This window comes from Alloprevotella rava, from assembly GCF_014195585.1.
GTDB classification, from domain to species: domain Bacteria; phylum Bacteroidota; class Bacteroidia; order Bacteroidales; family Bacteroidaceae; genus Alloprevotella; species Alloprevotella rava.
Genome location: NZ_JACICA010000003.1, coordinates 97,773 through 120,780, shown reverse-complemented (window position 1 = coordinate 120,780; position 23,008 = coordinate 97,773). Strand labels below are relative to the sequence as shown.

Sequence of the window (23,008 nt, the reverse complement as noted above, 5' to 3'; positions counted from 1 at the left end):
ATTTTTAGATTTTCAAAAAAGTTTTATTTTTCATGCAGTCTTTTAGATATAATCTGCTCCTTTTAATAAAAAGGAAAAGTATATCTATGAAGATAGATGTTAATATAGACGCATGTAAGCAGGGAGAGCAAGAAGCTCTCGGAGATTTATATAAGGCATATTCCAACAAACTAAGGAGAATATGCCAACATTACGTAAAAGATGAAAGCACAGCAGAAGATATTTTACACGATGCTTTCATTATCATCTTTACCTCTATAAAGACACTCAAAGACAATTCAAAATTAGAGGGATGGATGATAACCATTGTCAGAAACCTTTCTCTAAGATACCTTCAAAGCACAGGAAAGGACAACATTCCCCTTTCCTCGTTAGAAACAGAGTTTCTCGGAACAGACAGCGAGGAGACAAAACACATAGATATAGAACTCTTACTATCGGTCATAGAATCCTTACCAGAGGGAAGTAAGGAGATATTCAAACTTTCGGTTTTGGATGGTCTGTCCCACAAAGAAATAGGAAAACTGCTTGGCATCAATCCTCACAGTTCTTCCTCGCAACTGTTTCGCGCAAAGAAATTGTTGCGTGAGATTCTTTCCAACTATTGGGCACTACTTTTATTGCCTATCCTAACACCAATATATATCTATTTCATAAAAAGATACTATTCCACGAAAACTCCTTATGGAATAGCAACAGCCATAGACTTTCGCAAGAAGCAGACACAGATCCAGAGAGAACCAAAAACGGCAAAAACTGAACAAGCAGAAAGTTCCAAATCTTCAAACAATAAAGAGGATAAAAACACTCTTCCTGCAAGAGCTTTTGCACCTCAAGAAAATTCTCTCTCACAGATTAAAACAGACAGCATATCATCCGAAAAAGCAACGCTGCCTTTCTGTGTCGATTCCTTACATCAGTTTTTAGCAAAGAGTATTACAATTAAGGATACGCTCTACCGTATTCCACAGATTCCTGCAAATAAGACCATGGCGTTGAATAGGAATACAAACCTCAATATCAACCACAAGAAGAAAAGCCCATGGACTTTCAACTTTGGTTTTTCTTCAAATACAGGTGCCAATGGAAGCATGTCAAATCTGGGTTATCTGTCAGTAGTGGACTATGCCAACGGTGGGGCAACAGCCAGACTATACACATGGGATGATCTTGAAAACTACTTAACTCGAAACACTGCCTTGATGGACTCTATTGAGAGAGCAAAGATGTCTTGGATTGTTCAGAACAATAAAACAAGCGGAAAAGCATCTTTAGGAGAGAAAGTACACCATTATCGCCCCAAGACCTTTAGTATCTCACTCAGCAAACAGCTAAGCCCTCATTGGACTTTCGGAACGGGTATTACCTACACCAAACTAAAATCTGATTTTGAAAGTGAATATAACAAAGCGAAATTAGTAAAAACCCAAAAGATTGACTACTTGGGCGTACCTTTGCGATTGACCTACCGCATATGGAACAAGGGACGCTTCTGCGCATACACAACAGGAGGCGTAACATTTGAAATGCCCATGAACAGTTCGCTTGACAAGAAGTATATCGTAACGGCTGATTCTTCATTTACTCTAAAAGAGGGAATCAAGCCTCGTTCTCAATGGTCTGCAAACTTAGGCTTTGGCGTGCAATACAAAATATTCAAACCTTTCAGCTTGTATTTAGAACCCAACATGTTCTATTATTTTAGAAACGGCAGCGGCATAGAGACTTACCGAACAAAGCACCCATTCTTCATAACAGTACCTTTCGGGTTGCGACTTACCTGGTAGGCAAAACTCTCTTTTAGTGTGGCTCTCTAAAAGCTATGAAACAATAGTTTTTAGAAGAGCCACACTCTCGTTTCGCTTTCAAAAACACAAGAAAAAGGAGCAAATTAAGCAGTCCCCTATTTTTGTCAAAATAATTCTCAGTCTACAAGGTCGAGAATGGCTTCCAAATCAAAATCTTTACTTACGGTTGATAAGAAGGCCTATTTTTCATAGTACGAAAATAAGCCTATTTTCATTTTCTATAGGCCAAATTTTATTTTCTATAGGGCAAATTTAAATTCCTCGCCGACAAATTTGAAATACAATAAGGAAAATCGCGAACACAATAAGGCTGTCAGCTGACATCTTTATTGTGTCAGCTGACAGAATAAGGAAAAAAAACACCTTTTCGGCATATTCCGACCACTGATTTCATGCAAAATTGGCTCTTCCGCCTCCTTTTTCATCCAGCCATTGAGTGATGCATCGCTAAAACCACTCTATTTTTCTGCCTGAACATACATTTTTCATTAACGCTTTATAACATTCGCTTCTAAAACGCAAAAACCGATTGTCAAATAAAACGAACGAAAACAGACATCTTACGCAGCACCTTATTCTCTACTATCGGCTACCCATCCAAGATAGCAAAACACTGCCATTTATTCTACACCCCTCAACAGTTCAATTAAAATGTTTCTCTTCTGAATATTTAGAAAAATATTACAATTTTATTGCAGTCTTTCTCCTCTTTTCGGCTCTTACTAAATAAATGATAAACCGAAAAAAGAATGTATAGTATCTACGACTACCTCCACAACGGAATAGTTTTTATCAACAATGTAGTACGCAAACAGCACAAAGAGCTTAGTTCGCTAATGATATACTCCACAACAAGCTGCCAGTCTCGCTGTCAACATTGTTCCATTTGGAAGAAACCCATTGAGAATCTAAGTTTAAACGATATAATCAATATCATGAACAGTAAGTGCGTCACAAAACGCACCGTAGTTGGTTTAGAAGGCGGCGAATTTATTCTTCACCCTGAAGCAGACAAAATCTTGAGTTGGTTTGACACACATCATCCTAACTATACATTACTATCCAATTGCCTTGCAGCAAACAAAGTGATTGCTGCTGTGAAAAATCATCGTCCCAAACATCTGTACATATCGCTTGACGGCAACAGAGAAACCTATAAACATATGCGTGGACGCGATGGATATGACAAAGTTATTGAAGTCATTGAAGCGTGTAAAGACATAGTGCCCATTTCCTTGATGTTCTGCCTTTCGCCATGGAATTCGTTCACAGATATGGAGCATGTTATAAACATTGCCCGAAAATATGATATCGATGTACGCATTGGTATTTACAACACGATCTCTTTTTTCGACACAACAAAAGGGCTGATGGAATCCAAAGATAAGAACTTCATCAACCAAATACCAGCCTCCATACATCAAACAGAGGAGAACTTCGATTTTGTTGCCTTGTATGACGAATGGAAGAACAATAAGCTAAAGCTTCGATGTCATAGCATTTTTAGCGAGTTGGTTATTCATTCGAATGGAAATGTCCCTTTATGCCAAAATTTAGATGTAATTTTGGGAAACATTCACGAAAAGACACTTGACGAAATATTTAATTCACGAAAAACCTGCAAAATCCAATGCGAACACTCCAAAGAATGCAACCAATGCTGGATAAACTATCATCGGAAGTATGATATAATCCTATTGAGAAATCTGGAAAGAATCCTGCCCAAACGGCTAATAGAATTGTTTTACGGAAAATATCATTGGACGGATAACAAACATACTACTTACAAAAAACATCTCAAAAAAATAATATCATAAACGAGTATGAGATTTTTAGACAATATCATCGGCAGATATAAGAACATACGCAGCATGAGGGAACTACATCAGACCTATAATCGGCAGTATGCGCTTATAGGTTTTGGCAATCATTGTGTCAGTAATTTATTGCCAATCATGCAGCATCTTCAGCTACCACTGAAATACATCTGTTGCACTTCGGAGAGAAAAGCTGCACTGATTTCTCAAAAGTACAAGGACATAAAAGGAACTACATCACTACAAGAAATCTTGCATGACGAAAGCATTGCTGGAGTTTTTGTAGCCGCCCATCCACAGGCGCATTTTCAGATAGCAAGTGAAGTCATCAAATCCGGAAAATCTTTATTCATAGAGAAACCGCCTTGTAGGGACGAAAGAGAACTAAAGGTTTTAATAGATACTATCAAGAACAACAATTCACAACACACAATTGTCGGACTACAAAGACGCTTTGCCCCCGCCACCCAGATTTTGCAAAAGAGGCTGAAAGGCGAAAACAAACGACATTATCATTATCGTTATCTAACGGGACTATATCCAGAAGGTGACGCCTTACTCGATCTTTTCATTCATCCCCTTGACTATGTCATCTTGCTCTTTGGGCATGCAAAGGTTAAAGTGGCAGATATAATCAACAGTAAAGATGGCGGACAAACTTTATTCCTTATATTAGAACATCAAGAACTTACAGGAATGTTGGAACTTTCAACAGATTATTCCTGGCAGGAAGCACAAGAGCAGCTAAGTATCAGCACGGATAAAGGACTGTATATATTAGATAAAATGGAAAGACTTGATTTCTCTCCAAGACACTCTGCCGTATTAGGAATTCCGTTGGAAAAAGTATTCCGAAACACTTCGGCGCTCGTCAATCTTTACGGAAGGAATGCCTTTGTTCCAACCGTAGGCAATAATCAGCTCGTTGCGCAAGGCTTCTTCTCCGAGATTAAAACTTTTGCCGATACAGTAGAAAACAGATGCAAGAAGACACATTCTTACAATCTGGAAAGCGTCGAACAAGTTTATTCCTTAATAGCCGAAATAAAAGAACACACCAGCAAGAAATAACTCATAATACTTCTATCACCCTGCTTAAAAAAACTGAAAACTTTTGAGTGTCTGACGAATATGGTTAACTTCGCGGCCAATTATAACAACTAAATAGAGAAATTATCTGCATGAAAAGAATTCTTTTAGCGCTGATGATGCTCATCCCAATGGGGATGATGGCTCAGGAAATTGGTAAAAATACGCAAGATACTATTCAAGCTGTCACCAATACGTTCGACTATGTTTGCGAAACGCCCGCAGTTGTGTTCTACATAAATCCCGTTTTAGCTAATTCAGACAAGAATCCTTACATCATTTGGGAAAAGCGCGTACTGACAAAGACTGCTGAAGGTCAGCAGGAGGCTCTACGCATTGCAAAGCTCTGCCCCGACTTAAAAGTGGAGGGAATGACGCACTATTATGTGAAGCAACTCTTCGACGTTAAAAAGAATCGCACAAAAGCTCTCGCCTTCTATTTCTTCAAGGACGATACAGAACTGGGCGACAAGCGCTTTAGTGCCGAAGCTGGGTGGTACGATGTTCAGCCCGAAACCGTTACGGCAATGGAAATGGACTTCGTAAAACGCGCCATGGGAGTTGAATAACTTTTTTAATGTGCTAATGCGGCGCGACAATGCCGCTTAAATGTGCTAATGTGCTAATGACCTAACGGGATACACGGCGTAAGCCACATTAGCACATTAGCACATTTTCTTATTAGCACATTAAACATCCTCTCATCTAAGTTTTATTTCGCAATTGTCGAGACTTTCCACAATTGCAAGGCTTTCCACATGGATACCTTGTCGGCGCAGTTCTTCACCACCCTGCTGGAAAGCTTTCTCAATAATAAAGCCCATACCAGCCAGTGAAGAGCCCGACTGATTAACGAGGTCGAGAACACCTTTTGCCGCATTACCGTTGGCCAAAAAGTCGTCAATGAAAAGCACACGGTCGTTAGGACCAAGAAAACGTTTATCCACTACAATCTCATAAGAACGCCGCTTGGTGAAAGAGAAAACCTCCGTCATCAAGTAGTTGTCCATCGTGCTCGGCACCTTCTTTTTAGCAAACACCACGGGCAGATTGAGCAACGACCCCACCAATATAGCAGGTGCAATACCACTGGCCTCAATCGTCACAATCTTGTTAAACTTTTCGTTAGCAAACAAACGTACAAATTCTATTGCGCACGCCTTCATCAGCGTGGGATCCATCTGATGATTGATAAAGTTATCCACCTTCAGTATGCCCCCTTCCAGGCAATGCCCATCGCGCATAATCCTATCCTTTAACTCCTGCATAATCCTTATTTTTTGTACTTGTATTTTGTGCGAAAATACGGCAAAATACTATACCGTGCACGGATTTACAGAAAAAACTATACTTCCATCGAAATCTATACTCAATAAATCTTTACATTTGCAAGAGCATAAAAAACTAGCCATACAATGGAAGCGCACAGCATTCATAAACTCTTCAACATATTCACGCCGACGCCCAACAAGGACGTCGATTTAGTTCTCTCCAGCGGTGGCGCACGCGGACTGGCACACATCGGAGCCATTCTCGCACTGGAAGAAAGAGGCTATTGCATCCATTCCGTCGCTGGCGCATCCATGGGAGCACTCATTGGCGGCATTTATGCTACGGGCCATTTGGAAGATTTCCGCGAATGGATGCGCACCATCGACCGCCGAAAAATCCTTTCGCTCACGGATTTCTCACTCGGTATTAACCACATTGTCAAGGGCGACCGCATCATCGAAACCATCAAGCAATTCGTTCCCGATACGAATATCGAAACGCTCCCCATCCCTTTCCGCGCCATAGCCACTGACTACAACAGCGGGCGAGAAGTCATCTTCTCCCACGGCAGCCTCTTCCAAGCCATTCGCGCCTCCATATCTATCCCCACCTTTTTCCGCCCCGTTGAAATGGGCCACCGCCTCCTCATCGATGGCGGCATCACCAATCCGCTACCGCTCAACAGAGTGAAGCGCAACAAGAAACACTTGCTCGTAGCCGTCAATGTGAGCGGCCACGACTATGAAGGACAAGTTCAACTCCGTCGAATGGCAAAAAAGCACGACAACTCCAATTTCAGTCCGCGCTCCCTTCTCAATCATTTCTTGTCACAAGATACCTCCTCGAGCGACAACTACGTCACACTCATTTCCCGCACCATATCCATCATGATCAATCGCAATGCGCGCATGGCTTTACAGATGACCCCGCCCGACATTCTCATTGATCTCCCCATGGCTCGCTACAACACGTTCGATTTCCAAAAATCCGAACGCCTCATCCGCCTTGGCTATAAAAAAACGATTGAAGCCATCGAGAAATACGAAGCTGAATAGAAACTCAAACAGAAAAAACGAAAAAAATACCGTTCTACCTCATTGGCGAACGGTATCTTTTTAAAGAGTTTTCAACTCATAAAAACTAGCAATGTTTCACTTGCGTATGGTTAAGTTCTTTGTATTTGCAAAAGTACAATTTTTAGAAAGATTCGGGTAGTTTTCTTTTTATGTTATAAAACATATAAAATTCAGAAACACCCTAATAGAGGCGTTTGTAGCAATTTTTTACGCGCCTATCAAATGATGAAGACGCAGCTTTATTCAAAAAAACTAAAACGATATTTGAAAGTTCTTTCTCGGTTTTGTATATTTGCAATATCGATAGATAACAAAATTTCTTAAGGTAACCGTCGGGGCCGTCGTGAGACAGCGCTGGCGGACCTTTTTTTATGTAAAAACACAAGGACGGCAATCCTCCATTTCTCCCACGCTCCGCCCACTTGCCCAACTCTACGCTTGCTCTTCGCCTATATTGGCAAGCATATAGAACGCTTCTGCGCAAATATCCTTATTGCGTTCACGGATACAATAAGGCTGTCAGCTCACATCCTTATTGCGTCAGCCGACACCCTTATTGTATTTGTGAGCCGGATAAGTAAAGCTAAGAATAAGCGCACACACTCTCCTATATTTTGTTTTTCCGTTGTCACGTCGTCACGTTGTCACACTTTGAGCATAACTAACTGAAAACGTACGGATTATATGCGTGACAACAGTGTGACAACAAATAATTCATTGTCACGCCTGCAAGCATCTGTCTATCAGCATGTTTACTCCTCCGTGACGACGTGACAACAAAAAATGAGTTTTTCTTGGTAGGAGAAGAAGAGCATTCCCCGCTATCAATCTGAGTGCAATCTACCTCTTCACGCTTGCAGTGCGACGCTTCCTGTGCACATAATCTACTCCCTCCTCGCTTCCTTCGAAAATCCGCAACACCCATTGAGAAGGTATTGCGGATAAGAAAAATAGGGCCAGCAAGGAATTGAGCGGAGCTGCTTTTGGATACAAAAGAAGGGCTACAGCCTTATGTTTAGTACCAATCTTCGAGGTTGGCGGTGGCTTCAATTTTGTTTTCCAAACTATCGGGAAGAGCGGAAAAGAAATCGAAACCTGTTAGGCGTTCCACTTCGTCAATGGTATTCACATAATCCCCTTTCGGGCGATTTCCTTTCTCATTTTTATAAATAAATCCGATAGCTTTGGGAGTACCCTTCAAGCACAACACAACTTTGAAAAACGCTTCGGGCACTACCACTTTATGCTCACCAATCCTTTTGTGCTGACGCCGATAAAGCAAAGGGCCACAAACGATATAGATACCGTCCCACGTTTTTGCCCATGCACGGCACTGCATCTCCATTTCGTTCCAATCGCCCGCGTTTAGGTTGTGGTTTTGTGGGCAGATATTGGTGAACAAGAAAGATTCCCGCATGGCTTCAGCATCCCATCTGTTGTCTGCCGCTGGACACATATGCCCACGGTCGTAGCCAGAGCGCATATAATCATAAGTGTCTACACGCGGTGCTGGAATGTCCTCATCTGCTTGAAAAGGATGTCCCTTGCGCGAAGCCGAACCTTCGAGGCGTTGGGGCGTCAGATGCCACGCCACCCAATTGGGGATGCGCATTTCGGGATTGTAAGAAACCACATAGCCCACACGCTGCAAGAGAACAGCCGACAAACTATCGGGAGTGACGACTACGGTGAGCGAATCCAGCACCGAAGCATCCACCGCAGTGGCTGAATCGGCCTCGGCCTTTACATCTTGCAGAATGGGCATTGTTCCTTTTGACCCACGAAGCTGACACGAAGTAAGAGCGAGCGTAGTGAGGATAAGAATAAGTCCTTTCAAAATACGAGTATGTTTCATCCTTTGGTATATAACGTTTTGCAGACGAAGATAGCGATTTCTTTGTAGAGCCTCTTTGCAAACCAAACACTTTTTCCGAAACTTTTGCGCAAGAAAATCTCCAAGCTGACGGAGCAGACAGAGTTCATGAATTTCGGCTATCAGCAAAAAATTTGCTTCCTATCAGAAAAGAACCTATATTTGCCAATGGAGGTTTTCGCAACCTCTGAAAATACTACTGATACTAACTACATCCCCAATTTATACTATGGAGCAGGGAAAAAAAATTATTGAATGCGTCCCCAATTTCAGCGAGGGACGCAACCGAGCAACTATTGATGCCATTGCGCAAGTGATTGCCGGAAGTCGTGGTGTGAAACTTCTCAATGTGGATCCGGGCGAGGCTACGAATCGCACCGTTATCACCTTTGTGGGCGAACCGGAAGCCGTTTGCGAAGCAGCGTTTAAGGCCGTGCGCCGTGCTGCCGAACTCATCGATATGCGGCAACATCATGGAGCACATCCGCGCATGGGAGCTACCGATGTGCTTCCGCTCATCCCCGTTGCAGGCGTCACACTGGAAGAGTGTGCCGAACTGGCGCGCAAACTGGCACAACGCTTGGCGGAAGAACTGGCCATCCCGACCTACTGCTATGAGGCGGCAGCGCTGAAGCCTGAACGCCGCAATCTGGCTGTATGCCGCCAAGGAGAATATGAAGCTCTACCCGACAAACTTAGTGATGCAGCCAAGGCACCCGACTTCGGAGCGCGCCCCTTCGATGAGGGCGTGGCACGCACGGGTTGTACGGCGGTGGGCGCACGCAATTTCCTTATCGCTGTCAATTTCAACCTCAACACGACCTCCACGCGCCGCGCCAACGCCATAGCGTTCGACGTGAGAGAAAAGGGACGACCGATGCGCGAGGGTAACACGCTGACGGGAAAAATTATGAAAGACGCTGATGGGAAAACCATCATGCAACCTGGCACGCTCAAAGCTACAAAAGCCATTGGGTGGTACATCGATGAATACGGCATTGCGCAAGTGTCTATGAATATGACCGATCTCAGCCTCACGCCGCTCCATCGCGCCTTCGAGGAAGTGTGCCGATGTGCACAGAACCGCGGCGTGCGGGTAACGGGAACGGAGATTGTGGGACTTATTCCGAAACAAACGCTCCTCGAAGCAGGTCGCTACTTCTTAGAACGACAAGAACGCTCCACGGGTATTCCAGAGAAAGACATTGTGCAAATAGCCATCCGCTCCATGGGGCTGAACGATCTCAAGCCTTTCCGCCCCGAAGAAAAGGTGATAGAATATATGCTGGAGGCGCAACCCGACACAACACGCTTGGTGGACTTGACGGCGCGCGGTTTTGCAGAAGAAACATCGCGTGAATCTCCCGCACCGGGGGGCGGAACGATTTCAGCCTATATGGGTGCGCTGGGCGCTGCATTGGGAACAATGGTGGCGAATCTCTCTGCCCACAAGCGGGGCTGGGACGAGCGCTGGCAAGAGTTTAGCGCACACGCCGACAAAGGGCAGCAACTCATGGAGCAACTCCTCCTGTTGGTGGACGAAGACACAGAAGCGTTCAACGCCATTATGTCCGCTTTCGGTATGCCGAAGAGGAACGACGAAGAGAAACGCCTGCGCGCCGAAGCCATTCAGCAAGCCACGCTCTACGCCACACAAGTGCCGCTGCGCACTATGAAGGCATCCTACGAGGGTTTTGCTCTCTGCCGCGCCATGGCCGAGACGGGCAACCCTAACAGTGTTTCCGATGCGGGCGTAGGGGCTTTGGCGATTCGTGCTGCAGTGCGCGGTGCGGGACTAAACGTAAAAATCAATGCTGTCTCCCTCCACGATCGTGCTACAGCTGACGCACTGACGGCCGAAGCCGATGAACTCATTCGCAAAGCCGATGCGGAGGAAGCCGCCATTACCGCCATCGTCGAAGCAAAAATCTGCGGCGAATAAATAGCTGACTCCGTGTGCTTCCACCTTATCGAGCACATCGGAAGTTCTTCAATAATCCCAAACGGAAGCGGGGAGTTCCTCGCTGAAAACCTCGCTTCCTCCTCTCTTTCTATCCCTCAAAAAAGAACAACATGGAAAGCATGGATAACAATATAAGTCTCGAACAATTTCAGGCTGACATCCGACAGGGTATCCCTGCCGAACTGCCGGAGCTACCTCCTTACGACACCGACATCAATCACGCGCCGAAGCGCAAAGACATCCTCACCCCCGAGGAGAAACGCTTGGCGCTGCGCAACGCTCTCCGCTATTTTCCAGAGGAACTGCACGCACAGTTAGCTCCCGAATTTGCGGAAGAACTCAAGCAATACGGACGCATATATATGTATCGCTACCGTCCACAGTACGCTATGTATGCTCGCCCCATCAATGAATATCCGCATCGCTCGGAGCAAGCGGCAGCTATCATGCTGATGATTCAGAACAACCTCGATCCGCGTGTGGCTCAACACCCTCACGAGCTGATTACCTATGGCGGAAACGGTGCTGTCTTTCAGAACTGGGCGCAATACCGCCTCGTGATGAAATACCTCAGTGAGATGACCGACGAGCAAACCCTTGTGATGTATTCCGGTCACCCGCTGGGACTCTTCCCCTCCCATCGAGATGCGCCGCGCGTAGTGGTGACAAACGGTATGGTAATCCCCAACTATTCTCGCCCCGACGACTGGGAGCGCAGCAACGCTCTCGGCGTGAGTCAGTACGGTCAAATGACGGCTGGCTCATATATGTATATCGGTCCGCAGGGCATCGTACACGGTACGACTATCACCGTGCTCAACGCAGCGCGCCGAGTGATGGGCGGCAAAGACAAGATGCCGCTTTTCGTTTCATCGGGACTGGGCGGCATGAGTGGTGCACAACCCAAGGCGGGCAACATTGCTGGCGTGGTGAGCGTTGTGGCCGAAATCAACCCGAAGGCGGCAGAAAAACGACACGAACAAGGATGGGTGGACGAACTCCATACATCGCTCAATGAACTCATCCCCGCCATTCGCAAAGCTGTGGAGGAGCGCCGCGTCGTATCTATGGCGTATGTGGGAAATGTTGTCGATCTCTGGGAACGTTTGGCAGATGAAGGCGTTGAAGTGAACTTAGGTTCCGACCAAACGTCGCTCCACAATCCTTGGGCGGGTGGTTACTACCCCGTAGGGCTGACATTGGAGGAGAGCAAGCAGATGATGGCTGACAATCCGCAGCAATTCCGCAAATGCGTGCACGCATCATTGCGCCGACAGGTGGACGCCATCAACCGCTTGACGGAGCGTGGTATGTACTTCTTCGACTACGGCAATGCCTTCTTGTTGCAAGCTTCACGCGCTGAAGCCGATATTCTGCAAGCAGACGGCAGTTTCCGCTATCCTTCCTACGTTCAAGACATTATGGGACCGATGTTCTTCGATTATGGTTTCGGCCCATTCCGCTGGGTGTGCGCTTCGGGCGACCCGCGCGATCTTGAACTGACCGATCGCTTGGCTGCAGAAGTGCTGGAAGCTGAGCGCGCCGAAGCACCTACCGACATTCAGAATCAGCTCGACGACAACATTTTATGGATCAAAGAAGCGGGGCGCAACCACCTCGTGGTGGGTTCACAGGCACGCATTCTCTACGCCGATAGTGAAGGGCGAATGAAGATTGCGTTGGCATTCAATGAAGCCGTGAAGCGGGGCGAACTGCGAGGGCCTGTAGTGCTCGGTAGAGACCATCACGATGTGTCGGGAACAGACTCTCCCTTCCGCGAAACAAGCAACATTTACGACGGCTCTCAATTCTGCGCCGACATGGCTATTCAGAACGTCATTGGCGATAGTTTCCGCGGAGCCACCTGGGTGAGCATCCACAACGGAGGCGGCGTAGGTTGGGGCGAAGTTATCAACGGCGGTTTCGGCATGGTGGTGGACGGTAGCGAAGATGCTGCGCGCCACATTCGCAATATGCTTTTCTGGGACGTGAACAATGGTATCAGTCGCCGAGCTTGGGCGCGCAACAAAGGTTCGATGGATGCTATCCGCCGCGAAATGGAGCGCACGCCACAACTCCGTGTCACAATGCCGCACCTTGTGGACGATGCCGTCATCGATAAGGCGGCTTCCCTCTTCTAACCTCACTCTAAAAAACACAAACATGGAAAAGATTCACGAAATAAGTGCCGAACATCTCTCCTTGGAGAGAGTGGCTGAAATCATATATCACAACTATCAGTTGCGCCTTAGCGAGGATGCTCGCCAGCGCATCGTTCGCTGCCGGAAATATTTGGACGAGAAAATAGCGCGTTCGGAAGTTCCTATCTACGGCGTTACAACGGGCTTCGGCTCACTCTGCAACATCAGCATCAGTAAGCACCAACTCTCCCAACTGCAAATAAACCTCATGATGAGCCATGCCTGCGGCTGTGGCGACCGTGTGCCGCGCGACATTGTACGCATCATGCTTCTCCTCAAGATACAATCCCTCAGCTACGGCTATTCTGGTTGTCAGTTGGTCACCGTGGAGCGCCTCATCGACTTCTTCAATGCAGGCGTTTGTCCGATTGCCTATATGCAAGGTTCGGTGGGTGCATCGGGCGACCTCGTTCCGCTGGCGCATCTCTGCCTGCCGCTCGTGGGTTTGGGCGAAGTAGAGTTTGAGGGACGGCAGATGAGCGGTGCTGAACTGCTGCAACTGAAGCATTGGGAACCCATCGCCTTGGCTTCAAAGGAGGGACTCGCGCTTCTCAATGGTACGCAGAATATGGCGGCGTTCGGCTGCTGGGCTCTCATAAAGGCAAAACAGCTAAGCCAATGGGCGGATTGCATCGCGGCGTTGTCGCTTGATGCCTACAATGGGCGGATAGAAGCGTTCTACCATGCTGTTCATGCGGTGAGACCACACAAAGGCCAACTCGATACGGCTGCTCGCATCTCCCAACTTCTTGCTGGTAGCCAGATCATCAGAAAAGCCAAAACACACGTGCAAGATCCCTATTCGTTCCGCTGCATTCCGCAAGTACACGGAACGGTGAAGGACACCCTCCAGTATGTAGAACACGTTCTCGACACTGAAATCAACGCCGCCACGGACAACCCGACCGTTTGCCCTGACGAAGACCTCGTTATCTCCGCTGGAAACTTCCACGGAGAGCCTATCGCCCTCCCCATGGACTTCCTGACACTGGCCATGTCCGAACTGGCTAATATCTCCGAACGCCGCACCTATAAATTGGTGTCGGGAACACGCGGATTGCCCAGTTTCCTCGTTGCCAATCCAGGAGTAAATAGCGGTTTCATGATAACGCAGTACACGGCAGCCTCCATTGTGAGCCAAAGCAAAGGTTTGTGTATGCCGGCTTCTGCCGATAGCATCCCGACCTCGCAGGGACAAGAAGACCATGTCAGTATGGGAGCGAATGCCGGAACGAAGCTCTACACCGTTTTAAACAATACGGAGCGCGTTTTGGCAATCGAACTCTTCAACGCGGCGCAAGCGCTCGAATTCCGCCGCCCCGAACAGACGTCTCCCGCGCTCGAACGCCTCGTGGCGAACTATCGACAGGTGGTTCCATTTATCAGCGACGATGTCGTGATGTATCCCTACATTGCCAAGTCGGTTGAGTTCCTCCAAACCCAGACTTTGCCCGATACCAACCCTACTCTCTGAAATGAAAACACTGATTCATAAAATAGGCATCCTCGCCGGCATCTTGCCTTCGGGCAAAGAAAAATTGGTCGGCGAGGAAATGCGTTCCATCCAAACGCTCCGCCATGCGTGGCTACTGATTGAAGATGGATTGATAAAAGACTTCGGCGATGGCTCTCCCGTGCCTGCTGACGGCGAATACACATCCATCGACGCCCAGGGCGGTATCGTCATGCCCTCCTATTGTGACCCGCACACTCACATAGTGTATGCTGGCAGTCGCGAACAAGAATTTGAGGACAAGATACGCGGCCTTAGCTATGAGGAAATAGCCCGTCGCGGTGGAGGTATTCTCAATTCGGCCGACCGCTTACACGAGCAAACGGAGGAAGAACTCTTCCTTCAGGCTCAACAGCGACTCAGCGAGATGCGCACGGGCGGAACGGGCAGCGTAGAAATCAAAAGCGGTTACGGACTCAACACGGCAGACGAGCTCAAGATGCTGCGCGTCATCCGCCGCCTGCGGGAAACTTCCCCCCTCGAAATCCGCGCCACCTTCCTTGGTGCACACGCCGTTGGGCGCGCTTATCAGGGCCGACAGAGCGAATATGTCGACCTCGTCATCAATGAGATGATTCCTGAAGTGGGACGAGAGGGTTTGGCCGACTTTATCGATGTTTTCTGCGACGAAGGTTTCTTCACGCCCGAGGAAACAGCGCGCATACTCAAGGCAGGTGCTCACTATGGTTTGCGCCCCAAGATTCACGCCGAAGAGTTGGCCGCTTCGGGAGGTATCGCCGTGGCAGTAGAGCACAACGCTCTCTCCGTCGACCATCTGGAGCGAATGCCCGACAGCGCCATTCCGCTCCTTCAGCAGTCCGATGTCATGCCCACGCTGCTCCCCGGCACGTCCTTTTTCCTCAATATGCCCTACGCTCCCGCTCGCAAACTCATCGACGCAGGCCTCCCCGTGGCACTCGCCACCGATTGGAATCCCGGTTCAACGCCTTCGGGCAGCATGAAGTTTATCCTCTCCTTGGCTTGCATCAAGCAACGCCTACTTCCGGAAGAGGCCATCAACGCCGCCACCATCAACGCCGCCTACGCCATGGGGCTCAGCCAAACTCACGGCAGCATCACCCGCGGCAAGCGGGCAGCTCTTCAGCTCATCAATGCCCCCTCGCTGGCTTATCTCCCCTACGCCTACACCTCCAACCTCGTCCGAGAAGTCATTCTCTAAGGAAGAGCAAGTACTCCCTCTGCCCCTCCCGCAAATATCCTTATAGCGTTTGAAAATACAATAAGGCTGTCAGCTGACATCCTTATTACGTCAGCCCACGCCCTTATTGTATTTGTGAAGGCGACAAATAAGGCCATAACTAAGAGAAAACACTCTCCTCTCCAGAGTTTGTTTTTCTGTTGTCACATCGTCACGTTGTCACACTTCAGGCATAACTAACTGAAAATGTATGGATTGCAGGCGTGACAACGGTGTGACAACAAATATTTTGTTGTCACGCCCGCAAGCATCTGTTTATCAGCGCGTTTACTCCGCCGTGACAACGTGACAACAAAATTCGATTTTTTACTGGTAGGAGTGATAATAGAAGCAACAGTTTCTATCCACTGTCCCCGGCGGGGACACACCATGCGTAACCGCGGGGTGAAGAAACAGCAACTCAGTAAGTGGAGTTGGGCACAGACCTACACACAAACTTTTGACGAGGGGGGCGAGAGAGCAGCAAAGGGAGAACTTCTCGCATGCTCACCCACTGTCCCCGGAGGGGACACACCATGCGTAACCGCGGGTGATGCCCGAAGGGTGAACCCGTGGAGAGAGAGGCTGCCCCAACCTCCGACACCAAAGGTGTCGCACAACATCCACTCCCGCCCACACATCTCTTTATTCCCTCAACGCTTGCAGTGCGACGCCGCCGGCGTCGGAAGTTGGTGATGTCCTCCCTATCCACGGGTTCACCCTCGCGCCGCGCGGGCATCACCCGCGGTTAAGCATGGTGCGCCTCCGCCGGAGGCGTGAGTATCTTTTTCCCTTTAAGCTTTAATTATAGGGGTACGCCGAACAATTTTTATAGCTTTTTGTTCGGCATACCCCTACAAGATTATTTTGTATTTATGCTCTCTCATTTATAGGAGAAAAGCGAGAGAAAATCACAAATACAGAAAAAACAGTGAGGTAAATTTTATTTTGTAGGAACCATATCTTCCCTCCATATTTTTTGTGCTCGAGTACCATTATCATAATGTAGCGTTATGTAATTCTCATAGAAATAAAGGCTTGGGAACCAATATCCTCCGTCAGCAATAGGATCTGCTAATCCTGCAGTATTAGACCAATACAAACCATAGTCGCCCACAACGAGTTCTCCATGCATATAACGACCTAAACAAGGCAGATAGAAATAAGAGTCCTTTTCGCTATCAGTAAGGGGGACATTCGATAGATTTCCAACAACAGTAGGATATTGCACAATTCGCCAATCCTGCCCATCAGGAGCTTTTTCCCAGTCATATCCAGGTATATTAGTGCTTTTTTTCATCCATATACCTTTACAATAGAGATGTCCCATTGTGCTCCACAAGGTTTTATTATCCCAGTGTGGGTCGCCGTTTTGGATATACCATAAGATTGAATTCACATTAGGACAATGCATCATATGCGGATTATGTGCATAATCAGGAGCAAGTCTTGGGGTAAACCAACGGGGATCGGTAGAGACTTTAGGATAATGTGTAATATCAATCTGCCTATGTACTTTGGGTTGATATTGCTCATAGCCTTGCCAATAATGCTGGGGTGAATCCCACATATAATATTTATCATCATAGTCTGTAGGTGTGAGATTCGCAGTAATATCATACACCTTGTTTGCCTCAAACAGTTGGTTAACGGGCAAGGTTTTAGTAATAGCTCCTTCAACTTGGGTCACGGGATCTTTGATATAGTAGTCAACAGTAAGTGAATGCGTACCAGGAGCAATGACCATATAGGCAGCGTTCGTTGCTAATTTCGTAATGGTGGTAGACAAGGGGAAACCCGGTGCAGGAACCTGTACATAGGAGTTGCTGCTGTCATGCCAAGGACCATTTACCATACCTGTTCCCAGCGTGGTAAGGGTGATTTCAGTAGCAGCATTAGCCGTAGGCGCAGAGGAAAGACCGGACATTGAGAGGGTATAGTCGCCTGCAATGGCATTATCCGACTTCACAACAATCTTTGTCAGATAGATATTCTTACCAAGCTCAGCATTTGTAACGCGGGGCAGGAAGCAGAGATAGGCGGCCTTGTGGTTGAGCATAAACTCGAAATGGTCGCCCACACGAGTAGCAGTAGATGTGCCGCAGTCGCCCACCCCACCTATATGTTTGGCGGTGTTGGGAGAGGTCTGGGTCTGAGATGTTGAGATAATCACCTTATCAGATGTAGCACCTGCTGCAGCACCGGTGTAATACACCTCGTAGGTGTTTTGAGCCGTATATGCACCTGGCACTTGGAAGCGTGCCCTGGGTTGAGTTGCAGAGATATTGCTCGTACTGCTCTTCTGCAAAGCATTGTTGTCGTCCTTTACATAGATGTTATCACCTGGTTCCCAATAGAAACGACTACCTGCAAGATAATCGTGACCACCCATAGAGGTACGCGGAGTATACTTCACTAAGCGATTGGGAGACACACTGGAAAAAGAGGTCAGCGCTGAAGAATTATCTGTTTCTTTTCCTTTATTGCGGTCGATGTTTTCATCACCAGCACAGCTTGCCATAAAGGCTAACATGCCTGCGGCGAGAATGTTTAGATAGATTTTTGTTTTCATTGTCGTTCGTTCTTAATTTCTTACGTTTCGGATTATTACTTTGTTACTCTTTACAAAAAGGAGGATTCTCAATCCCACAAACTGGAATTGATCCATTCTTTCCGGGTGTCGCCCATAGAGCCGCCAGACTCACCGCCATTGTGGCCATTATCGCCACTATCGCCGAGATCGCCTCCAGAAGTGCCACCATTATGGCCACCTTCGAAGGAACCGCAAAGAGGCCTACCTTCACAGCTCGTGGCTATAGCACACGTTGTGGGCGGCAGGTATGCCCGTCTTCTTAATTGATTCTTGTTCATGTTTTTTGGGGTATATTGTTAATTGAATTTTCTATAGTCTTTTCCTATCCTAAAACCTAAAATTGATATTCATCTCTGCTGCTTCCGAACAGAAAAAACTAAATAAAAGATATAGAGAGTCGGGCAAAAGAACTGTAGAATGGTCCTTTTGCCTATAATTACTCTGCGAGCTTTTCTCGCGAGCTTTAATATAGAAAAATGAAAGATAAAGAATATAAGCGGAAGTACGCCTATACTATATACTATACAGAGAGAGAGAGAGAGAGAGAGAGAGAGAGAGAGAGAGAGAGTATAAAAATATTTGAAACTGCCAAATAATTCAACACTTTTTTCGCAGAAAAACTTACATCCCACAGCTCTATATATGTATCTTTAGCGGATAAAGAAAGATGATGCAAATTCTTATAATTCTCTAATACGTTCATTCAATGGTAGTTATAGCCAGCCGCAAAAATACAGAAAGTTTTTCGGAAAGGCCAAATAAAAATACAAAAATATATAACGAGCGTATAGAAGAATATAGATTCATCCCCGAATTGCGCTGGTATTGTCTTTACTCATAAATATCAACACAATTCGGGGATGAACCCCAAAAGAACGTTGTCACGTCATATAAGAACTTAGTATATCAAACAATTCTGGTTCTCTGTGATGACGTGACAACAAAAACACAACTTCTTTATTTTATGATCTTTTTCCCGTTAACGATATAGATACCTGACGGCAGCGATGGGAGCAAATCTGACGTGCCTAAGCGCTTTCCTTGCAAGGTATATATATATTTACCTTGTGCCTTCTTCGTCTTGAGAGCGGCAATGGAAGTTGTTGTTTCGGGCTCATAAGTAACCTCTATACTCTTAAACGTAGAGGTCTTTGTAGCCTTAAACATCACCATTGCAGCACGTCCCGTCCATGAAAATTGCTTTTCACTGTCTTCGTCGTCACATTTATAAACGCCACCGGTCTGCGTAATCTCTTCTAAGTCGCATTGATATGAAAGACATTTGAACACGATTTTTGTTATCACCACATTCTCCGGAGCAGTAAAACTCACGGTGTTGTTTGTGTACCATTTGAACTTATCGTCCATTATGCGGTTCCAATACCTTGCGCTTATTTTTTGACAAGAAAGTTTGATGCCATCTTGCTCGAGGATCTTACCATCTTCAATCTTCCCCACTTCGGGATCATCACCCACTGTTGAAGTTTCTATCCCCCATGGGTTAGTTGCAAAATTAAACACGGCAACGCTCTGTGCAAAACTTTCCATACTTAAGAGCGCGATAACTGCTGTTAGTAGATATTTTCTCATTGTTTTATATATTAAAAAATTAAATAAATTATTTTACTACTTTTTTATTTCCTACCACATAAAGGCCCTTTGGTAGTGACGGCCATATTGCTTTCGTACCTAAACGAACGCCTTGCAATGTATATACACCTGCCTTTTGATCTTGTGCTGGTTCAAGGCTATTGATACCCGTTACAATTGTTGCAAAACTGGGAGCACCCCAATACTGAGTGGCTTGATATTGCGCGATGCTGTTTTCGGGCACTACCAAGGTCTTTCCGTTCGGCGTTTTGTTGAACACATTACCTTTCAGAGCAGGCGGCGTTGTGGCATCACAAGTGACTTTCGACAGACTCGAACAATTCACAAGAGCATTCAGACCGATGTTTTTCAATGTAGAGGGAAAGGTTACCTCTGTAAGTGCCGTACAATTTTGGAAGACAAAAGGCTTCAGTTCTTCAACGCCTTCGGGCAGCGTTATCTGTTGCAGAGCTTTGCAACCTTTGAAAGCCTTTTGATTGAGAACGGTGAAACCCTTACGCAACGTAACGGAAGCAAGTGAGGTGCAGTCTTCAAAAGCCGAAGCTCCCAGCAATTCCAGACCTTCAGGAGTTGTGATTTCGAAGAGCGAAGTACAACCATAGAATGCCAGTCCGTCGATTGTCTTTAATCCTTCAGGAAGAGAAACATTGGACAAACCTACACAATTGTGGAAGGCAGAACGCCCAATTTTTGTCACGCTTGCGGGGAAGTTTACCTTTTGCAAAAAACTACATTCGTCAAAAACATTGTTTCCAATCTCGGTAACGCCATTGGGAATGGTAATCTCTTCCAAAGCAGAGCAGCCATTAAATGCTCCGTCGCCAATGCTCTCCAACGATTTCGGCAGAGCGATATTTGCTAATGCCGTACATTTGAAGAACGCACTTTCGCCAATGGCGGTAAGCCCCTCTTTGAGTTGCACATTGTTAAGTTTTCCGCAATACATAAACATATTATTGCCCATGTTTTTGATGGTCGACGGCAAAGAAGCAGCAATCAACGAATGGCAGTTGGAGAAAGCCGCTTCGCCCAATGTTTCTACGCCCTCAGGTATGACAATCGCCTGAAGCGCAGAAGCAAAGAAAGCCTCTTTGCTAATGGTGCGCAACGTAGAGGGAAGAACGATGTTGCGCAACGGAGTTTCGGCAAATGCTTGATAGCCAATCCCCACGATACCTTCTGGCAGAACGATTTGTCGGTCCTCAGGAATAAGTGCAGCGGGCCATGACACCACGACATTGTTTTCTATCTTCACTCCGTTCGGTATAGGCGTTGGCGTTTTGTTTGCCGCCATCAGAGTTTGAAGAGGATAGAATGTTGTTGCTCTTTCTCCTGCAAAAGCAGAAGTAAAGACTGCCGAAGCAGCAAACAACATTGAAAAAAGTAAAGTTTTTTTCATTTTTATAAAATTAAATTTGATCATTTTTTTCTTTGGTTCATCAGTCGTGTGTGGCTTCCCGGTTCTCTTTGCCGTTACCCTTATATATGAGTCGGTGTATCTTACCCCCTACACGATCTTCTTTATAAAGCACCTTTGCTACCGATTTGTTGCTAACATCAACAATGAATATCGACGCACACGCCGTTGGTTCAGCCTTTGAGTCTTCGGCAGCCACATACATGCGATTGGGATTATACGGATTAAAGACAATTGCTTTTACATTGTATTGCTGACCAAGACTGACGTAAGGAGTTGAAGAGAAACTCTTTCCCTCGTAGTTCATAACATAGATATTGCCCGCATGATCGGCATAATAAAGCAATGGGCGCACAGGATTTACGCCAACGGCAGAAGTAGGCAGAATATGCCCCGTGGCATCTATTTCTCCCAACAAACTCTCTTCTGCTTTATTCGCCGTAGGGGCAAAACGGTACACAGTTACTCCATTACCACTTCTGCTGCCTACAAGCAGCGCATGTTTAGGCTCGTAACGGTTATCAGCATTTGCTTCAGCGTAACTACCATCGCACGCCAACAGTACCATCGGCGTAACAGGGCAACTTACTTTTCCCTCTACCATACCACGTATGCCGCCAATATATACAAGATGCTTAGACGCAGTGTCGAAATAAACGCGAAGCATATCCATGGGGTTGGTTATCAAACTGCAAGAGAGGTCAGCAATTTTTGCACCTGCGGGCAGCTGATGACGACGTTTCCCCACAACAAAACGACGCTCGGGTGTCATAAGATAATCTTTCCCGTTGCCGGTGAAATAAACACTTCCGCCCTCTGCGCCCCAAAGTCGGTTTTGCATACCGAAAGGTACAAAGGCGTGATTCGGTGAAAAATCGGTTGCCGTTCCGTCGTAGTCAATCTTGCTTAACACGCTCATCGTACTGGCATTCAAAGCATAGATGCGTCGCGGAGAATCGGTACTTACGATGACTTCAAGACCTCCCGTATCGTCAATATTATTCGGGTTGGTGATACACTCGCCTGTCCAGCAAAGTGCTAATGGCGTTTTACCTAACGAAAGCGTTGGGTTGCTCTCTGCAAAAACATTGCGCACAGCAGGTGCTTCTTGTACGTCGAGAGATTTGTACGCAAGCATGGCGCCGTCTTTTCCCTCGGTAAAGAGTAGTAAGCCTTGGTCGTAGCCAGAATATACATAAAATGTAAAGTCGGCAAACTTAGCCGTTTGATCTTCGGCAATAACCTTCAGCGTACCCGTATGTTTGCCCAATACAGTACATTCATAATCAAGAGAATCTGCCGTGCTCACCTTGTTGTTGTCAATAATCCATTCATAGGTGGTTGTCTGCTTTGTTCCTTCCGAGAAGTTAAGCACTGGCTTAAGCTTCAAATGCGCATTCTGCTTTATGCTGTATGCTTTTTCTATTCCCGTCACAGCAACAAGTTTTGCAGTAGGAGTTTCGACATTGTTAGGTTCTTTATCGCTACATGCCGCGAAAAGTGCTATTAGAAGCGGCAAGGCATAAAGGAAATTGTAAATTTTCTTCATTTTTATATTGTTATTTTGAATTATATTT

Annotated in this window: 16 protein-coding genes; 9 read left to right on the top strand and 7 right to left on the bottom strand. The window is 46.4% G+C overall.

The genetic code is table 11. The features are described 5' to 3' along the window. The first annotated feature begins 86 nt into the window (after positions 1–86). From FHS60_RS04025 to FHS60_RS04010, 4 genes are all read left to right on the top strand, one after another. On the top strand, positions 87–1,787 hold the full coding sequence (locus FHS60_RS04025) for a sigma-70 family RNA polymerase sigma factor (RefSeq protein ID WP_183695358.1): 1,701 nt from the start codon (positions 87–89) through the stop codon (positions 1,785–1,787). Positions 1,788–2,557: 770 nt separating this feature from the next. Beyond that, a complete protein-coding gene (locus tag FHS60_RS04020) occupies positions 2,558–3,625 on the top strand; it encodes a radical SAM/SPASM domain-containing protein (RefSeq protein ID WP_183695355.1) in 1,068 nt (355 codons plus the stop codon). Positions 3,626–3,631: 6 nt separating this feature from the next. After that, positions 3,632–4,696, top strand: a complete 1,065-nt coding sequence (locus tag FHS60_RS04015; RefSeq protein ID WP_183695351.1) for a Gfo/Idh/MocA family protein — start codon at positions 3,632–3,634, stop codon at positions 4,694–4,696. A 110-nt stretch (positions 4,697–4,806) separates the two neighbouring features. Further along, complete coding sequence (locus tag FHS60_RS04010) at positions 4,807–5,283, top strand: hypothetical protein (protein WP_183695349.1); 477 nt, start codon at positions 4,807–4,809, stop codon at positions 5,281–5,283. 132 nt (positions 5,284–5,415) lie between these two features. Here the strand turns inward: FHS60_RS04010 and xpt are convergent, their stop codons facing one another. After that, the gene (gene xpt / locus FHS60_RS04005; RefSeq protein ID WP_183695346.1) at positions 5,416–5,982 is read right to left on the bottom strand and encodes a xanthine phosphoribosyltransferase; all 567 of its coding nucleotides are present in this window, start codon (positions 5,980–5,982) and stop codon (positions 5,416–5,418) included. Positions 5,983–6,129: 147 nt separating this feature from the next. Here xpt and FHS60_RS04000 point away from each other — a divergent pair, with 147 nt between their 5' ends. Further along, the gene (locus FHS60_RS04000; protein ID WP_183695343.1) at positions 6,130–7,041 is read left to right on the top strand and encodes a patatin-like phospholipase family protein; all 912 of its coding nucleotides are present in this window, start codon (positions 6,130–6,132) and stop codon (positions 7,039–7,041) included. A 1,036-nt stretch (positions 7,042–8,077) separates the two neighbouring features. Here the strand turns inward: FHS60_RS04000 and FHS60_RS03995 are convergent. Then, entirely contained in the window at positions 8,078–8,917 is an 840-nt protein-coding gene (locus tag FHS60_RS03995; protein WP_183695340.1) for a DNA/RNA non-specific endonuclease, read from the bottom strand. A gap of 247 nt (positions 8,918–9,164) precedes the next feature. On the opposite strand from FHS60_RS03995, the gene ftcD reads away from it, so the two are divergent. From ftcD to hutI, 4 genes are all read left to right on the top strand, one after another. After that, positions 9,165–10,877 (top strand): glutamate formimidoyltransferase, encoded by a 1,713-nt coding sequence (ftcD, locus tag FHS60_RS03990; protein WP_183695337.1) that lies wholly within the window; start codon positions 9,165–9,167, stop codon positions 10,875–10,877. A gap of 152 nt (positions 10,878–11,029) precedes the next feature. After that, positions 11,030–13,039, top strand: a complete 2,010-nt coding sequence (locus FHS60_RS03985; RefSeq protein WP_183695738.1) for a urocanate hydratase — start codon at positions 11,030–11,032, stop codon at positions 13,037–13,039. A 22-nt stretch (positions 13,040–13,061) separates the two neighbouring features. Further along, positions 13,062–14,573, top strand: a complete 1,512-nt coding sequence (hutH, locus tag FHS60_RS03980) for a histidine ammonia-lyase (protein ID WP_183695334.1) — start codon at positions 13,062–13,064, stop codon at positions 14,571–14,573. 1 nt (position 14,574) lies between these two features. Further along, entirely contained in the window at positions 14,575–15,792 is a 1,218-nt protein-coding gene (gene hutI, locus FHS60_RS03975) for an imidazolonepropionase (RefSeq protein WP_183695331.1), read from the top strand. A gap of 961 nt (positions 15,793–16,753) precedes the next feature. Here the strand turns inward: hutI and FHS60_RS03970 are convergent. The 5 genes from FHS60_RS03970 to FHS60_RS03950 all read right to left on the bottom strand — a co-directional run bounded on the left by FHS60_RS03970 (position 16,754) and on the right by FHS60_RS03950 (position 22,980). Beyond that, a complete protein-coding gene (locus FHS60_RS03970; protein ID WP_183695327.1) occupies positions 16,754–18,382 on the bottom strand; it encodes a hypothetical protein in 1,629 nt (542 codons plus the stop codon). Between the two features lie 68 nt (positions 18,383–18,450). Then, positions 18,451–18,681, bottom strand: coding sequence for a hypothetical protein (locus FHS60_RS03965; protein WP_183695324.1), 231 nt, complete (start codon positions 18,679–18,681; stop codon positions 18,451–18,453). A 679-nt stretch (positions 18,682–19,360) separates the two neighbouring features. Then, complete coding sequence (locus FHS60_RS03960) at positions 19,361–19,993, bottom strand: hypothetical protein (RefSeq protein WP_183695320.1); 633 nt, start codon at positions 19,991–19,993, stop codon at positions 19,361–19,363. Positions 19,994–20,021: 28 nt separating this feature from the next. Next, entirely contained in the window at positions 20,022–21,413 is a 1,392-nt protein-coding gene (locus FHS60_RS03955) for a leucine-rich repeat domain-containing protein (protein ID WP_244957426.1), read from the bottom strand. A 40-nt stretch (positions 21,414–21,453) separates the two neighbouring features. Continuing rightward, on the bottom strand, positions 21,454–22,980 hold the full coding sequence (locus tag FHS60_RS03950; RefSeq protein WP_183695314.1) for a hypothetical protein: 1,527 nt from the start codon (positions 22,978–22,980) through the stop codon (positions 21,454–21,456). Positions 22,981–23,008: the final 28 nt, after the last annotated feature.

Bases quoted from the DNA above. Each gene is read 5' to 3' on its own strand.
- FHS60_RS04025 (WP_183695358.1), top strand. From the start codon at position 87: ATGAAGATAGATGTTAATATAGACGCATGTAAGCAGGGAGAGCAAGAA.
- FHS60_RS04020 (WP_183695355.1), top strand. From the start codon at position 2,558: ATGTATAGTATCTACGACTACCTCCACAACGGAATAGTTTTTATCAAC.
- FHS60_RS04015 (WP_183695351.1), top strand. From the start codon at position 3,632: ATGAGATTTTTAGACAATATCATCGGCAGATATAAGAACATACGCAGC.
- FHS60_RS04010 (WP_183695349.1), top strand. From the start codon at position 4,807: ATGAAAAGAATTCTTTTAGCGCTGATGATGCTCATCCCAATGGGGATG.
- xpt (WP_183695346.1), bottom strand. From the start codon at position 5,982: ATGCAGGAGTTAAAGGATAGGATTATGCGCGATGGGCATTGCCTGGAA.
- FHS60_RS04000 (WP_183695343.1), top strand. From the start codon at position 6,130: ATGGAAGCGCACAGCATTCATAAACTCTTCAACATATTCACGCCGACG.
- FHS60_RS03995 (WP_183695340.1), bottom strand. From the start codon at position 8,917: ATGAAACATACTCGTATTTTGAAAGGACTTATTCTTATCCTCACTACG.
- ftcD (WP_183695337.1), top strand. From the start codon at position 9,165: ATGGAGCAGGGAAAAAAAATTATTGAATGCGTCCCCAATTTCAGCGAG.
- hutH (WP_183695334.1), top strand. From the start codon at position 13,062: ATGGAAAAGATTCACGAAATAAGTGCCGAACATCTCTCCTTGGAGAGA.
- hutI (WP_183695331.1), top strand. From the start codon at position 14,575: ATGAAAACACTGATTCATAAAATAGGCATCCTCGCCGGCATCTTGCCT.
- FHS60_RS03970 (WP_183695327.1), bottom strand. From the start codon at position 18,382: ATGAAAACAAAAATCTATCTAAACATTCTCGCCGCAGGCATGTTAGCC.
- FHS60_RS03965 (WP_183695324.1), bottom strand. From the start codon at position 18,681: ATGAACAAGAATCAATTAAGAAGACGGGCATACCTGCCGCCCACAACG.
- FHS60_RS03960 (WP_183695320.1), bottom strand. From the start codon at position 19,993: ATGAGAAAATATCTACTAACAGCAGTTATCGCGCTCTTAAGTATGGAA.
- FHS60_RS03955 (WP_244957426.1), bottom strand. From the start codon at position 21,413: ATGAAAAAAACTTTACTTTTTTCAATGTTGTTTGCTGCTTCGGCAGTC.
- FHS60_RS03950 (WP_183695314.1), bottom strand. From the start codon at position 22,980: ATGAAGAAAATTTACAATTTCCTTTATGCCTTGCCGCTTCTAATAGCA.